Genomic DNA, 14,930 nt, shown 5'->3' with positions numbered 1-14,930 from the left:
GCCCCACCCCCTGCCTAACCGAGAGGGTACATTAGCGCCAAATCAAATACGGAAATATGTTGATAGAATGATTGATCGAGTACTTTACCAGCACCAAAAACGCCTAATCTTACAGTGATTTGCATCGAATTTCGGTGTTCGATGATGCATCAAATTAGCCGGGGATAACACGATTCCGTTACTCAACCTTCAGGCCACAAAGACCGACGATGCGGCGAGCGAAACGCTGCTGGAACCAAAACAACCCGATACCGGTAGAATCATTGATGCTGGGCACAGAACACAGCAATAAGGAAACGGTTGTCAGGATCAATTCCCGGTTTTTTGGGAAAACTTGAAATTTTCTCGGGTGTGTCCAGTGCGAGGCACTCCCTTTTTTCGAGCGAAGGACACTTCGCTTGAGTGCTCTCTTCCTCTAGGCATTTTGCTAGGAACGTATCTTCGTCGATGGCTCGTCAGATCCGGGGTTCTGCGATCAACCGCGTTCGCCGAACTTGGACTTGAGGAACGGTTGAACCGACGCAATTCAAGCTGAGGCCTTGTCACCGGCTCAGAGGCCGCCGAGCCTCGAATCCCCTCGCCGAAATGGACATTCAATTCGCGCTCCGACGCAGCCGCGCGCACCCCGAGATCGGTCCGCTCATTCAAACGGACGAGGACATTGGGCAAGCCTGCCCGTACCGTGAACCTTGGCGCAAAACATGTATCTGAGTAGCGAACCAGGATCATGGAAGCACGAAGAAATGCTGACCAGTGCACGCGACCCAAGTCTGACGGGCGGTCGGGGGAGACAGCATGAATCCGCATCTTGTGTGTGTTGGAGGCGAGGACCACGCCTTCAGGATTCCGTTTTTGCTGTCGCTGCGTCAGAAGGGCTTCCAAGTCACTGCGGTGTCGAGCGGTCCGGATACAGCATTTTCGCAGCACGACATTCCGCATCGACGCTACGGCTTCGACCGATTTTCCAGCGGGAGTGGAGGCGCCGTAAGGACGATCAGAAAACTGATCTCGGACCTGTGCCCGGACATTGTACAGAGCTTTGATACCAAGCCTAATCTCTTGACGCCGTTGGCGATAAGGGGGGCCGTTCCGGTCATCCGCACCATCAATGGTCTTGGCTGGACGTTTTCTTCCCGTGAGCCGAGGGCTATGGCGCTGCGCCCGATCTTCTCGGGGCTGCAGTGGCTTTCGTCGCGCTGGACGGCTGCCACGGTTTTCCAAAACCGTGATGACAAGGCGTTCTTCGAGCGCTACCGGCTCATCGGGCGCGGGACTGGTCGCCTGATCTGCAGTTCCGGCATCGACGTCGACGGCTTTACCAGGGCAAGAGAGAGCGCTCCGTCATCGCAGGCCATGCGCGAGCAGCTTGGGCTGTCATCGGCTGAAGTGATCATTTTTGTCGGCCGGCTGACGCGCGAGAAGGGCATCCCAACGCTGCTTAAGGCAGTACCCCGCGTTCTTGAAAAAAGGCCGAATGCGCGTTTCGTGCTTGTTGGTCCATGGGAATCCGAGGGGCCGTTCGCCGTCGACAAATCGGAAATCGAACGCCATTCCCCTCATGTCATTGCCCTGGGTCCACGGCGCGATGTTCCTGCCCTTCTTGGCATGGCGGATTTGTTTGCCTTTCCGACACAATATCGGGAGGGAGTGCCACGTGTCCTGCTCGAGGCGGGGTTAGCTGGGCTGCCAATCGTGGCGTCAGATATGCCGGGCTGCAACGAAGTGGTCCAGCCCGGTTGGAACGGATACCTGGTTCCGCCTGGCGATGCCGAGGCATTTGCTTCCAGGATAAATCAAGTCTTGGCCGACCGCCCCGCCGGGGCGGCCATGGGCGCTCGTTCCATCGAATTCGTCAAGCAGCATTTCGCGCTGCCGCTGGTGGTCGCCCAGTATTGCGACCTTTACCGGCATATTCTTGATGCCAAAGCCGTTGGCGCCTCAGTTCAGGCCTCGCAGACCGAAAAGAATGCCGCATTTGGTCCGTTGGGCGAGGTGCGCCAATGATCCGAGACGTCCTGTTGGCCGGCGGCGTTGCAATGGCTTATGCATCGCAACTCGAAATTCCAGGCGCGCCGTTCGGAATCAGCGAATTGTTGCTGGCGGTTTGGATACTGATTTCGATTGGCCGCGTACTTGCCGGTGGTCGACTTGAAGCCACGCCGGTCCTGTCGATTTTTGCCGCCTTCTGGGGGATCATGGCATTCGCTCTCGGGCTAGGCATGATTGTCGGCATGCTTACGAGCGTTCAGTACATGGACGCGCCGGTTCACGACATGATTGCCTATCTGTTGCTGGCATTCGTTACATGTCTGCTTGCGGCTGATCCTCAGGCGGATCGCCGTCTGCGTCGCACCGCGTGGTGGGTGATCGGCATTGCGAACGCGTGTTTTGTTTTCCAACTGGCGCTTGGATTCGGCTTGCTCCATCAGTCCGGAGTGAACCCTTGGTTCTGGGACAGGTTCACAGGATGGTCGGACAACCCAAACCAGCTGGCTCTTTATTGCGCGCTGTTCGGCCCCCTTGCACTATACCTTTCAATGACAACAAGTAATATGATAGCCAGGACATTTGGCATAGTAAGCATTGTTCTCATAGTATACGTCGGACGATTGACTAAGAGCGATACCTATCTATTGACAATAGTGATAACTGGTTTGGTTTTCCTGATGTTGCGCGTCCGGAGATGGGTCGCGGTTGGCGGAAGGGTCACTCTTGGTCGTCAAATCAGCCTTTTGCTGTTGCTTGCTTTGGTCCCTCTTGCAATCTCCGCAACACCCTATGTGCTTGCGGAAACGAGCACTGTTGAAAATTTCGCCAAGAGCCTGACCAAAGGCGAGGGTGGTGAGGCGACAGCCGAGACAGCCAATCTGCGCATCAATATCTGGACCAATGCTCTGGGCAAGGGGTTGGGGTCTGCTTCGCTGGGCCTCGGCCCGGGACCACATGTCGACAGATCTGTCGTGACCAAGGAGTTTATCGACCTGCCTTTCGAGGCTCACAGCACGCTACTGGACTTGTATACTCAAGGAGGCATTCTAGCGGTTCTCGCCCTGTTATGGATCCTCGGCTTCGCGGCCATCTCTGCCTGGCGTGCAAAGCTCGACGCTCTGGTGGCACTTGCGTTGTCGATCGGCATCTTCGGCTTCCCGCATTTGGTCATTCGCCACCCGATCGTTTGGTTCTCGATCACACTTTGCCTCGTAGCCGGGCAGCCCAAGTTTATCGCGGCAACTGCAGGAGCGAGGAGCCGTTGATATGTGCGGAATCGCCGGGATCCTTCTTGCGCCAGACTCGCCCAGCACAAGGCCGCTCGCAGCTATAGCGCAGATGACAACAGCCCTCCGTCACAGAGGGCCCGACGGCGAAAGCTTCTGGAAAGATGTGGAGGCTGGTGTCGCTTTCGGCCACAGCCGCCTGGCAGTCGTGGATTTGTCGGAAACCGGCGCCCAGCCCATGCGCTCGGACAGCGGCCGGTATGTGATCACCTTCAATGGGGAGATATACAATTTTCGGGACTTGCGCCGAGAGCTTGAGGATGCCGGCCACAGCTTTCGCGGGACATGCGATACGGAAGTTGTGCTTGGGGCCGTGGAACAGTGGGGGCTCGAAGCTGCGCTTACGCGATTTGTCGGCATGTTCGCGTTCGGATTGTGGGACGCAAAAACGAGAACTCTTCATCTGGCCCGCGACCGGATGGGGGAAAAGCCAATCTACGTCGCCCCGACCCGCCATGCCCTGGTTTTTGGCTCCGAACTCAAGGCCATTCGGTGTTTCCCGGATTTCCGTCCAGAACTCAATCCCAGCGCCGTAAGGGCTATGCTGTCGCAAGGTTGGGTGCCGGACGACAGTTGTATCTGGCGCGGCGTTTTCAAATTGCCGCCGGGATCGGCCCTGTCTTTAACTGCAGCGGATTTCGCGAAAGCGCGCCGTACGGGAACTGTTCGAAACAAAGTTCGATTCTGGTGGTCGTTGGCGGACGTCGCCGCGAAGGGCCGGCAAGACCCGATCGTCGGCAGCGACGAGGATTTAACGAATGAACTCGATCGGCTGCTTCGGCTTTCTGTTCGAGAGCGCATGTGCGCGGATGTGCCGCTCGGCGCCTTCCTGTCGGGCGGCGTAGATAGCTCGACCGTAGCCGCGCTAATGCAGGTCCAATCCCGAAAATCTATTCGCACTTTTACGATCGCCTTCGGGGAGCACGGATTCGATGAAGCTCCTCATGCTGCTGCGGTCGCTCAGTACATAGGCAGCGATCATACAGAGCTGCACCTTTCCCCTGCTTCCGCGCGCGATGTCATTCCGGAATTGCCCAGTGCCTGGGACGAGCCGTTCGCCGACGAATCGCAAATCCCCACTCTGCTGGTGGCGCGACTTGCTCGCCAGCACGTCACTGTGGCGCTGACGGGCGACGGAGGCGATGAATGTTTCGCCGGTTACGCTCGCCATCTGATGGCGGCGCAAGCAAATCGGCGTCGTCGTTTGCCTTCGTCGCTGCGTGGTTCAGTTGCCGCAAGCATCGGGCTTGTGGCGCGCGCAACCCGTTACGATTTTTTTGGCAGGCTGCCACTTTCGGCGCTCTTCGGCCATGCGTTGCGCGGTGATCGGCTGGAACGATTGGCTCAATTGCTCGCCGCTTCGGACCAGGAAGAACTGTACCAGCGTCTGACAGGGTCATCGACGACAAGCCTGACCCGATTTGGCCACCGGGCGTCAACTCGGCGAACTCCGCGACTCGACGATTTGCTGTCCCGGCTCCTCTACAACGACATGGCAGGATATCTGCCCGGCGACATCCTGGTGAAGCTGGACCGCGCCAGCATGGCGAACGGGCTGGAAGGCCGCTGCCCGCTGCTCGACCATCGCGTCGTTGAATTCGCCTGGCGGCTGCCACCGGATGCAATGGTCCGCCATGGACGAGGCAAGTGGCTGCTTCGACAGTTGTTGCATCGCTACGTTCCCCGGCGGCTCATAGATAGGCCTAAGCAGGGCTTCGATGTTCCAATTGCGGTCTGGTTGACAGGACCGTTGCGTGCATGGGCGAGTGACCTGTTCGCCGACATGCGCCAGTCAGGAGATGGGCTTCTGGACATCGATAAGGTCCAGACGTGCTGGCGCGATCATGTCAACGGAAAGCGGGATCATTCCCGGGATCTTTGGGCAACATTGATGTTCCTGGCATGGCGCGCCGACGCCAACCGGCTTCTAGTGCCCGCAAGACAGTCGCGCATGCTTGAAATGACGGGAGTTTAAAATGGAAGGTTCGATAGCTAGGCGAACAAAGCTACCGCGCGCCACAGAGATGCGCGTCGAAGTGCGAGAGCCCAATCCGCGCATGCGGCGTCCGCTGCGTGACCCCCGAGAAGACCTGACCCCTTTCGGCCAATTGTTGGTTACCTTGGCGGCGCGCAAATGGTTTTTGGTCGCAATGGTCGTTTTGGGCGGTGCGGTTGCGGGTCTAGCCGGCTTCGCCAGGCCGGCGCTGTATGAGGCCACCACGCAAATCATCGTCGACAATCCGACCAGAAGCGCTCCTCAGCCGACGGGCGGTCAGGATATGCTCGATACCAGCATTGACAACCATCTGACGATGCTGGCCTCGCAATCTCATCTGCGTCGGGTAATAGACGCAATTTACAAGGCAACGCCCGATCGGCAGGCCAACCTCAATGGCGCCGCGGCGCAAAACGCCGCTTCCCCAGCCGAATCGCAATCGTTTGCAGGTGCATTCTTGGCCGGGATTTGGCCGGATCACGCTGACATGACCCCAGAGGGCAGGGAGGCTGCGAGGCTGAAGGCGTTGAGGCGCTACGTCAGGGTCGGGCAGGAACTGCGATCGCGAGTCATTACCATCGGCTTTACCGATCCGGATCCCGTCCGGGCGGCATTCGTGGCCAACACATTCGCGCAAGTGTATGTCCAGGATCTTGCGCGGACTGCTCAGGCCGCTGATAGGTTGGAGCTCGAATCCGTCGTTTCTGCGCTGCCTGGCGTGCAGTCCGATCTCGCGCAAGCCACCGACCGCCTTGAAAAATACCGGCTAAGTCACGGGACTGTCGACCAGGGTGCCGTTGACAATGCTGTCCGCGACACGGCCGAGCTTAATCAGCAACTGTCATTGTCTCGCGCAAACCTCTCCACAGCCGAGGCCCGTGTTCAGCATATTCAAGAATTGCAACGGTCCGGTGCCACGAACGCCACGCTTGCGAGCGCAATCGGATCGCCGACGCTGAGCGATCTGATAGCCCGGCAGGGCGGCGCGGCGGCCGATGCGGATCTGAATGTTGCCGTCAAGCGCGAAATCGAACAGAGCATCGAACGCATCAAGTCGGAAGCCGACATCTATCGCTCGCAGGTTTCCGCTCTGGAGGCGCGCAAGAATGTGCTTGACGCGGTCGTAGCCGACACGGCAGGCAGGCTTTCCGGGCTTCACGCATTGGAGCCGGCAGTCACCATATTGACGCAGCGGTACAACGATCTTCTGAACAGGCAACAGGATTTGAGGAACCGCATCGCGGTTCCGTCTGCGGGAGTTTCGATAATTTCGGCGGCATGGCCACCGAGCAACCCGAAGAGCCTTTCACCGATCTTCCTTATCCCGCCGGGTATGGTCGTATTCGGCCTCATCGGGGGCGTCTTGGTTCTCTTGAAAAATCGCATGAGCCGCACAATGCGCGGTGAGGCTGAGACAGAAGCAGCGCTCGGCTTCCCTTCCGTTGGGCTATTGCCGAGGACATCAAGAGCGAGTGCGAAGCGCTTGCAGACCCTCACTCTAAGCCAGAAAAATTCCGCCTACGGCCGCGCTGCATTGTCCCTACTGATCAATGTGGCACCCGAACCGGCCCCCGGACGATCGTCGCAGATGGTGCTCGTCACTTCCAGCGATAAAGGTGATGGGAAAACAGAGCTGGCATGGAGCCTGGCGCTCTCGGCCACACGCCTGGGCAGCAATGTCCTGTTCATCGATCTTGACCCGCAGGATAAGCAACTGACCAACGACTTTGTGCGCGAATTCAGCATTTCCAAGCCGCATAAGTCGTTTGCGGATTATGTGAGGGGCCGCTGCGAGTTAGACGAGGCTGTTGTGAGCATGCCCGGTATCGGCATCGATTTCATGGCCGCACCCATAGTTTCGGACGATCTTTTGAAGCTGTTGGTCGAAGTCGATGTGCCGCGACACTTCGCGGACAAGCTTGGCGCCGTGTACAATCTCGTCATTCTCAATGGGCCGCCAGGGTTGCACGGTCCGGAATCCCGACTGCTCAGCAGTTGGGCAGATGCCGTTATCTTTGCTGTCCGGTGGGCCAAGACACCGCGCAGTGTCGCGCGCGGTATTCTGGAATCGCTGCAGCCTGATGGTTCGAGATCCGCTCCGGTAGGGATTGCTCTCACTGGAGTAAATCTCAAGCAGCACGCCAAATATCATTTTGGGGACAGTGGCGATCTTCTGCTGTTCGGAAAACGATAAAGCCCTCAAGCCCCCTGGGTCGCGAGAAATGATTATCGAACTCTTTGGACCGCCTGGAGCTGGTAAAGCAGTCTTTGCCCATGCGCTTGCTAAGTCGCTGCGTGGGCAGGGCTACGCTACGAAGGTGGTCTTAAGTCACAAGGCGAGTAGAAGGTCAAGGAGTGTAGATCTCGGGATATTCATGTTTATCTATAGAGTATTTTATGCAATATTTTCAACTGCAAAACTGTTCTTATATACCTCGGATTTGATAAAATATCTGTCGATATCGTCGTCGATGCTAAAGGCGATTGAGCCAAGGAAATTTATTTGGCGAGTTCGGGTCTGGCAAAAAATCATAAACCTTTCCAATCGTTGGGACCAAGCGCGACAGTGCAGAGAGATTACAATATTCGACCAGGGATACGTGCAGGCTGTTGCTTCACTGTCGATTTTTCACGGGTGCGTCGACAACGTTGCGATTGCAAGAGCGCTGAAGGTCACTCCTACCGCGGATTTTACCTTGCGAGTGGTATTGCCTCGTGCAGCAGCCGAGGCGCGGTTGCGGGAGCGAATGATGCAAGCGGCTCCGGCCGAACGCATTCTCGATGCGGATTTCGAAGCGAGCATGCGAGCTTTCGGAGTGTTTCAAAATATCAACGACATCCTTGTGGCAACCGACAGGAAAACAATCTCCGTTGAAACCCTCGACGACCGATCGTTGTCGAAAAGCGTTGAACTCGTCAGCCGCAAGATCGCCTTCAAGATGGCCCGCGATCAGGTCACTCCCATGTACCGACATCAAGTTGCCCACTCATCGCAACCGCTGACGGTAGACAATGCCTATCTTGATGACGGCGTGGATACCATAACAATACAGAACCCCGTAAATTCCGCAGCTGGAAACGATGCGGTAACGCTCGGGAAGGAAGAAATAAACCGTAGCCTGAGCTATGCCACTGTTTTTGCACTCATGATCTATGTGACCGGGGCAGGTCTAACCAGCCTGGCGCAATTGCTGATTGCTCGTATCGTAGGCTCTACCAGCTATGGTATCTACTCCTACGTCCTTTCAACCACATCGGTGCTCGCATATCTCGCAACCCTTGGCTTCAACGTATCGTTGTTGCGCTTTGTATCTGCCTATAGGGCCCAGGGGCGCCTGGACCTGGCCCACGGCATAATCAGATTTGCCTTTCAACGCTCGTTGGCAGTGGCGTCTCTATTCGGCTTGGCAGGGGCGACCTACATCTTTCTGTCTTCGTCCTCACACAACAGGGAACTTGAGATCAGCCAGCTCTTGGGTATGGCCGCCGTTCCGCTGGTCACGACTTCAGCCTTGGGCGCGGCTCTCATCCGTGCCTTCGGCGGCGGTGTTTCTGCCCTTCTGCCAGAACGCATTGTGCGTGATGGACTGCTGCTCACATTGCTAAGTGCCGCCGCCTTGTCCGGTTCGTGGACTCTGAATGCACCGTTGGTCATGCAAGCGGTGCTGACGAGTTCGGCCGTAACAGTCGCATTCGTCTTTGTCCTGTTGGCAAGATTTCAGCCGCCGGGTTTACGACATGCTGAACCTGCCGATGCATCCAAGGATTGGTGGTCGGCGGTCCCCCCTATCATGCTGATGGCGGGTCTTGACGTCTTCATCAACAGGGCGGGGGTAATGGTGCTCGGCTGGACCGGCCACATACGCGACGCAGGCATTTTCGCCCTGGGGCTCAATGTCGCGTTGCTTGTCGGTCTCTCGTTGGTGGCCGTCTCTACAATGTTTTCGCCGACGGCAGCTACGCTTTACGCAAAGAACGACCGAAGAGGTTTGCAAGAGCTGTTTTCACGAGCTGCCCTGCTTTCTTCCGGTGCCGCAATAGCAATGGCAATCCCGTTGCTCTTGATTGTTCGGCCGCTGTTAAGCTGGTTCGGTGAGGATTTCGGAACTGGAGCACCGATCGCGCGGGTGCTGATGCTCGGCTACGTATTCGTGGCCCTGTGCGGACCGCAGCTCAATCTCTTGACCATGACCGGAAACGAATGGGCGGCCGCTGCGACGATGATCCTCGGGGCAGCTTTTGGTGTCGTCGGCTGTGCCATCGGAGTAGAGATCTACGGTCCGCTGGGCGCAGCAATAGGGCTTGCGCTTGCCCTGGTCGTCTGGAACGTCGCCATGGCGATTTATATTCGCAAGCGACTGAAGATCACGCCCGGACTGATCTACGCGATTACGTCCTTTAACCGCCACACGGTCGAAAGCACCCAGCGGACTTGGTTCTTGCGCTGACTCGATGCTCTGGGATTGGTGACCGGCGACAGACCCCGGCTGGCGCGATGTGATCCATTCTAACGCAGGCATCAAGGTACGTACGGATTGGCGGGCTTGCGTATCGGCGTCTCGATGAAACGCCAAACAAAAAGAGACGCAGAGAATGCCTCGTTCTTGCCGATCAGCGAGGCGAGCGCGTTGAGAGGGATGTGAACAGGGCGCCGACAGAGCCGCACCTTCAGGCGATGCCAGTGAGCCGATCGCGCGGGTCTGAGTGAGCAGCGCGAACTGCCGGCAATCTACGCTGACACGAGCGTTTGTTGCTCCGTCTCAGGGGCCGTCGCGCTTCCATGAAAGTGTCGATACCATTCGACGAAACGGGCAACGCCATCCTGGAGCGTGGTCGCCGGCGCGAAGTCTACGGCCCGGCGAAGATCGCCTACATCGGCGCGCGTCTCGAGAACATCACCTGGAGGCAAAGGCACATCCCTCCTGAGAGCTTTGCGACCTACGGCTGTCTCTATAATCGCGATTAGTCTATTGATCTCCTCTGGCCGGTCATTGCCAATGTTGTACAGGCGATATGGGGCTGAGCTGGTGGCTGGATCAGCCGCGTGACCGTCCCAATTCTGGTCGGCACACGGTGGCGTTGCGAGTATTCGAACCACCCCTTCGACGATATCGTCGATGTAGGTAAAATCTCGCCAGACACGGCCGGCATTGGACACCTCGATCACGCGTCCCTCGGCGATGGCGTGGGTAAACGCGTAGACAGCCATGTCGGGCCTGCCCCATGGTCCGTAGACGGTGAAGAACCGCAATCCTGTCACCGGCAAGCGAAATAGATGACTATAGGAATGCGCCATGGCTTCATTCGAGCGCTTGGTGGCGGCATAGAAGCTTATTGGATGGTTAGCGCCGCCATGTTCGGAAAAAGGAATGGTTTGGTTGGCGCCGTAAACCGAACTGGACGAAGCGTAGACCAGATGCTTGATATCGAAGTGCCGGCAACCCTCTAGAACATTGAGAAACGCTACGATGTTGGACTGAACATAGGCATGCGGGTCGACAAGAGAGTAACGCACGCCCGCCTGGGCAGCCAAGTGGACGACATATTGCGGTTGAAAGTCGGAGAACAAAGCTTGCACCAACAATCGGTCCGCCAGATCCATACGCATCGGAGTGAAACCTGGCTCCGCGCAGAGGTGCGCAAAACGCGCTTCCTTGAGCTTTAGATCGTAGTAGGGCGTGAAATTATCCACGCCTATGACCCGCGCACCGTGACGCAAAAGCCGCGATGCCACATGAAACCCAATAAAGCCTGCGGCGCCGGTGACTACAACAGGACCTTTTCGTGCCAGCTGCATAACCGCCATGTCCGGACTGGATCGACCGGCTTTCGTTCCTGTTGAACTGGATTTGTCAGGTTGTGCGTCAAGCACGCCCGCGGTCTTGGGACTATGTCCGGCCATGACGAATTGCTCCGCTTCGAAATTTTTGTATCGAGATCGTCGGCTATATCTGGATCAGGCAGGAATGCGCTCGCACAGACGCAATGCCAAACCAATTCAACATGCCGACGCGCGCCGCCTCGCGGTCGAGGCGGCATTATCACGGCAATACGGAAATTCGTCCGAGCAGAGCTACCAGTTCACCCTGGCGCTTGGTTTCTGTTTTGGCAAAAAGCGAGGCAAGCTGGGACCGGATCGTGGTGCGGCTGAGATGCCAGCTGCGGGCGATTTCCAATGGTGCGTCCCCTTGAGCTAACCTCATGGCAAGCTGAGTTTCTGCGCTCGTGAGGCCGAACATCTTTTGCAATGTCTGCGGATTAGCCGAGGACCGGGTCTCCCGGTCTAACAACGCTACGATACTTGTACCGTCGGGCGCAATCACCCCGCCCTCATTGAGTATCACCGGCCGATCGTCAGTGGTGCGGATCACCACCCATGACAACGAACCTGGCAGGAAGTTGGTTGGAACGTTCGCGACCAGCCGCCTCAGCGCAGCCGTAAGCTCCGGAGCCGTGCCGGCCGTCTCACCCTGTCGTTCAAAGGTGCTTTGAGCGGCAATGTTCCACTCCACCACCTTTTTCTCGCGATTGAGGACCAGGAAGCCACAGCCAATGCGGTCCAGCATCCCGGTGACGGATTCCAGGCTCCGACGCTTTGACGCACATGCTGTGCCCTGCCTGTCCGACGTGTAGCGTGCCAGGCGAGCGACACTGCCGTAAGCAGTGCTCAATTCAATATGGCGCTTATTCGCAACGGTATCGTTGTGCCTATCAATGAAAGACATTGCCTTCCCACCCCTGTTGGCCGAAAACCGCTAAGATCTCCAATCGTTACGCTTGACTCCAAGACAGATTTCTCTGCCAAAAATCTTTGATCTCAGAGGCTTGCATCGGTTTCTTCATGCTCTCTTACAAAGAGTCCAGGCGAACCTGACGCTCTTCGTGAATGATAGTAAGCTTGGATTTGAGGGCCGCAATCCGGCAGTGGTATTAGATCAGGCGGTGGAGTTCTAGGCTCGACGGACTAATCCGAAAGTTGTAGTCTGTGAGGTATGGGGCTGCATCTGCGTAGAACGGTTTCGGCCTTGAAGGGCATCTCGCTAGCTCACATGGCTTCCATGCTGGTGCTAGTTTTCACGCTAATATTCGTAATAACAAACTTAATTCAGACGGAAACTGAAGCAACCTTCATATCATCTATTCCAGCTATAATTGTCGCTGCATATCTTGTTGGCCGTCGCGGTGCAATCATTGCAACTCTCGTGACAGTCGCCGCCAGCCTCGGGGCCGAACGACTTCTGCGCGGTTCGATTCCCGCAGAGGACTGGCCGCGAGCAATCTTTCTCCTGGTTTCCGGCTTCATGATCGCCTTCATGTTCCACCGCTTGCGGCAGGACCTTAGCGAGGCCCTGAAGGTCGCCGAAACTCGACTGGCCGCCGTCGAGGCCACCGAGAGCCGCTTCCGTTCGGTGTTCGAGCGTGCGGCCCTCGGCTTTGCGAACACGAATGAAAAAGGCGAGCTTCTGCAATCCAACAAACGTCTTTGTGAGCTGACGGGATATACCGAAGCCGAGCTTGCTCAATTTCCGCTTGCGCAGCTTGTTCATCCCGATGATCGCGATAGCGTTGTTGAAGCGCTTGCCGATCAAGGCAAGTCCGCGATGCCATTCGATATGGAAGCCCGATTGAAGAAGAAGGACGGGTCCACATTCTGGGCTCGCCTGAACCTATCGTCGTACCGTTCCGACGGCCTCCTTTCAGAGAGCGCGATCATCGTTGTCGATGACATCTCGGAACGACGGACGGCGCGCGAAGCGATCCGGGTTCAGAAGGAACGGCTTGATCTGGCGCTTTCGGCGGGGCGGTTGGGAACCTGGCAAGTCGACCTCAAAAGCGGCGTCGTCACGGGTTCCGACAAATTTTGGGAAATCTTAGGCCTGCCGCGCGCCACCAGCCGGCCGATAGACGAGCTAGCTGCAGTCGTCTATCCCGCGGACTGGCCAAAGCTTGCACTCCCCAAAGAATCCGGCGCGACCACGAATTACGACGTTGAGATAAGGCTGCGACGTCCGGATGGACCTATTCGTTGGGTCGCTCTGCGCGGACGGGAGGAGCGGTATCATGATCAGCAGCTGCTGATCGGGATAGCAGCTGACCTGACTGAACGTCGGCAGACCACGCTTTTGCGTGCCACGGTCAGGAGACGGGACCGTATTTTGATCGAACAGCGCCATCGATTCAGCAATCTTTTCGCGGTCGTGATAGCGCTGGTCAAAATGGTTGGTGCTCCGGCGAACAATGTCATGAAGTTCAAGGAGGACCTAATCGATCGGATACGAGCGCTTGAAGTCACGCATATGATGATCTCCGGTCGCACCGACAGTTCGGTATTGCTCCGGGATCTCGTGGTCCAGGAACTGTTGCCCTACATGGAAACGCGAAAGATAAAGACCCATGGCCCTGACGTCATGATGTCAAGCGGCGCTGCCGAAACCTTCGCAATGGTTGTTCACGAGCTTACGACGAACTCTGTCAAACACGGCGCGCTTGGCGGTTCCCGAGGGCGCCTTGAGGTTAGATGGGCCGATAGTGGAGAAAGCGATGACGTCGTCTTCGATTGGATAGAATCGGGAAGACGCAGGAAGGCCAAGAACATCGGCCATGGCATTGGTTCGATGATATTGGGCGTCAACACCGCGCCGCTTATCGGCCATGCCTCGAAGCTGGAAATATTTGAAGGCGGTCTACGATACTCGCTGCGGCTGTCTCGACGTGAAATCGCGCCCTAGTCGATATATTTCGAACGCCAGTTTTGTAGCGCGACGGCTGCCTCGGTGCGGTTGCGTACTCCCAGCTCACGCATTACCGCAGCGGCGTGGATTTTTGTCGTTGCTTCGGAAATGTCCAAATCGCGAGCTATCTCCTTGTTTGAAAAGCCTTCCGCCATCAGCTTGAGCACGTCACGTTGCCTTGACGTCAGCTTGCTAAGGCTGGCCGCTCCCACCCGCCGTTGGGTCCATGCCCTCGCCGATTGGGGTGCGTGTGACCCGGAACCCCCGGAAGGTCGAGACAACAGCGCCGGCACATAGATGCGGCCTGCCAGAATCTCGCGCACTGCCGACACCACTTCTTGGTCCGTCTGAGATTTCACGATATAGCCGTGCAGCCCGATCGACAGGGCTTTCAATATTTCCGCTCGTGAATCATTGCCGGAAACGATTGCAAAACGGGTGTCCGGATACGCTGACAAAACGTCGCCGAGCACTTGCTGGTTGAACAGTCCCGGCATGTTCAGATCCAGAATGGCTAGATGGATCTCCCGCTGAGCCAGGACAGTGGCAGCGGCATCAAAACATCCAGCTTCGAATATTTCCAGTTCCGGGAGCTCGGCCTTGAGCGCCAAACTCAGCCCACGACGATACAGACCGTGATCGTCCGCAATGACGACTCGATACATTTGCATTCCACCCCAACGCAGGCCCTACAAAGCGGGCCTTGAAACGCCTAATGCGGCTAAACGATCAATCGGGGAATGGCCTTGGCGGTGGCCAACCACTCGTCGAACGCCCAGAAATCCGCACCACTTGCGCGCCGTATTGCTAATATATTCCTCTATGGCGGAAAAATCTCTTTTTTTTTCCGAGGACCGTTCAACCGGCTTGAATCGCACCGTCTCTGCCTTTGTCAGAAAGCCAACATCGCGATCAGGCGCGTCTATG

The 14,930-nt window shown here is 57.0% G+C and carries 9 protein-coding genes; 6 read left to right on the top strand and 3 right to left on the bottom strand.

Annotated features, from left to right (window positions below):
* The first annotated feature begins 795 nt into the window (after nt 1-795).
* From LB526_RS00510 to LB526_RS00490, 5 genes are all read left to right on the top strand, one after another.
* Nucleotides 796-2,004, top strand: a complete 1,209-nt coding sequence (locus LB526_RS00510; protein ID WP_224625639.1) for a glycosyltransferase family 4 protein — start codon at nt 796-798, stop codon at nt 2,002-2,004.
* Nucleotides 2,001-3,254, top strand: a complete 1,254-nt coding sequence (locus LB526_RS00505) for an O-antigen ligase family protein (protein ID WP_224625638.1) — start codon at nt 2,001-2,003, stop codon at nt 3,252-3,254. Before LB526_RS00510 ends, LB526_RS00505 begins: the two co-directional genes overlap by 4 nt.
* 1 nt (nt 3,255) lies before the next feature.
* The gene (gene asnB / locus LB526_RS00500; RefSeq protein ID WP_224625637.1) at nt 3,256-5,250 is read left to right on the top strand and encodes an asparagine synthase (glutamine-hydrolyzing); all 1,995 of its coding nucleotides are present in this window, start codon (nt 3,256-3,258) and stop codon (nt 5,248-5,250) included.
* Between the two features lies 1 nt (nt 5,251).
* Nucleotides 5,252-7,465: a GumC family protein gene (locus tag LB526_RS00495; RefSeq protein WP_224625636.1), complete on the top strand. Its 2,214-nt coding sequence runs from the start codon at nt 5,252-5,254 to the stop codon at nt 7,463-7,465.
* Between the two features lie 181 nt (nt 7,466-7,646).
* Entirely contained in the window at nt 7,647-9,719 is a 2,073-nt protein-coding gene (locus LB526_RS00490) for a lipopolysaccharide biosynthesis protein (protein ID WP_224625635.1), read from the top strand.
* Nucleotides 9,720-10,000: 281 nt separating this feature from the next.
* Here the strand turns inward: LB526_RS00490 and LB526_RS00485 are convergent, their stop codons facing one another.
* Nucleotides 10,001-11,068 carry an NAD-dependent epimerase/dehydratase family protein gene (locus LB526_RS00485; protein WP_224600988.1) on the bottom strand — a complete coding sequence of 356 codons (1,068 nt, stop codon included), beginning with the start codon at nt 11,066-11,068 and terminating at the stop codon, nt 10,001-10,003.
* A 244-nt stretch (nt 11,069-11,312) separates the two neighbouring features.
* Nucleotides 11,313-11,996 carry a helix-turn-helix transcriptional regulator gene (locus tag LB526_RS00480; protein ID WP_095768664.1) on the bottom strand — a complete coding sequence of 228 codons (684 nt, stop codon included), beginning with the start codon at nt 11,994-11,996 and terminating at the stop codon, nt 11,313-11,315.
* 324 nt (nt 11,997-12,320) lie between these two features.
* Between LB526_RS00480 and LB526_RS00475 the strand changes: the two genes are divergently transcribed.
* A complete protein-coding gene (locus LB526_RS00475; protein WP_224625634.1) occupies nt 12,321-14,000 on the top strand; it encodes a PAS domain S-box protein in 1,680 nt (559 codons plus the stop codon).
* Here LB526_RS00475 and LB526_RS00470 read toward each other — a convergent pair.
* Nucleotides 13,997-14,668, bottom strand: a complete 672-nt coding sequence (locus tag LB526_RS00470; RefSeq protein ID WP_224625633.1) for a LuxR C-terminal-related transcriptional regulator — start codon at nt 14,666-14,668, stop codon at nt 13,997-13,999. The two genes, LB526_RS00475 and LB526_RS00470, sit on opposite strands and share 4 nt — an antisense overlap.
* Nucleotides 14,669-14,930: the final 262 nt, after the last annotated feature.

It is taken from the genome of Mesorhizobium sp. CA6 (genome assembly GCF_020165035.1).
Lineage (GTDB): Bacteria > Pseudomonadota > Alphaproteobacteria > Rhizobiales > Rhizobiaceae > Mesorhizobium.
This window is presented reverse-complemented; position numbering and strand designations above follow the sequence as displayed.

What these genes read in the sequence shown, in the direction of transcription:
- asnB (WP_224625637.1), top strand. Translation starts at nt 3,256, where the DNA reads ATGTGCGGAATCGCCGGGATCCTTCTTGCGCCAGACTCGCCCAGCACA.
- LB526_RS00485 (WP_224600988.1), bottom strand. Translation starts at nt 11,068, where the DNA reads ATGCAGCTGGCACGAAAAGGTCCTGTTGTAGTCACCGGCGCCGCAGGC.
- LB526_RS00480 (WP_095768664.1), bottom strand. Translation starts at nt 11,996, where the DNA reads ATGTCTTTCATTGATAGGCACAACGATACCGTTGCGAATAAGCGCCAT.
- LB526_RS00505 (WP_224625638.1), top strand. Translation starts at nt 2,001, where the DNA reads ATGATCCGAGACGTCCTGTTGGCCGGCGGCGTTGCAATGGCTTATGCA.
- LB526_RS00510 (WP_224625639.1), top strand. Translation starts at nt 796, where the DNA reads ATGAATCCGCATCTTGTGTGTGTTGGAGGCGAGGACCACGCCTTCAGG.
- LB526_RS00475 (WP_224625634.1), top strand. Translation starts at nt 12,321, where the DNA reads ATGGCTTCCATGCTGGTGCTAGTTTTCACGCTAATATTCGTAATAACA.
- LB526_RS00495 (WP_224625636.1), top strand. Translation starts at nt 5,252, where the DNA reads ATGGAAGGTTCGATAGCTAGGCGAACAAAGCTACCGCGCGCCACAGAG.
- LB526_RS00490 (WP_224625635.1), top strand. Translation starts at nt 7,647, where the DNA reads ATGTTTATCTATAGAGTATTTTATGCAATATTTTCAACTGCAAAACTG.
- LB526_RS00470 (WP_224625633.1), bottom strand. Translation starts at nt 14,668, where the DNA reads ATGTATCGAGTCGTCATTGCGGACGATCACGGTCTGTATCGTCGTGGG.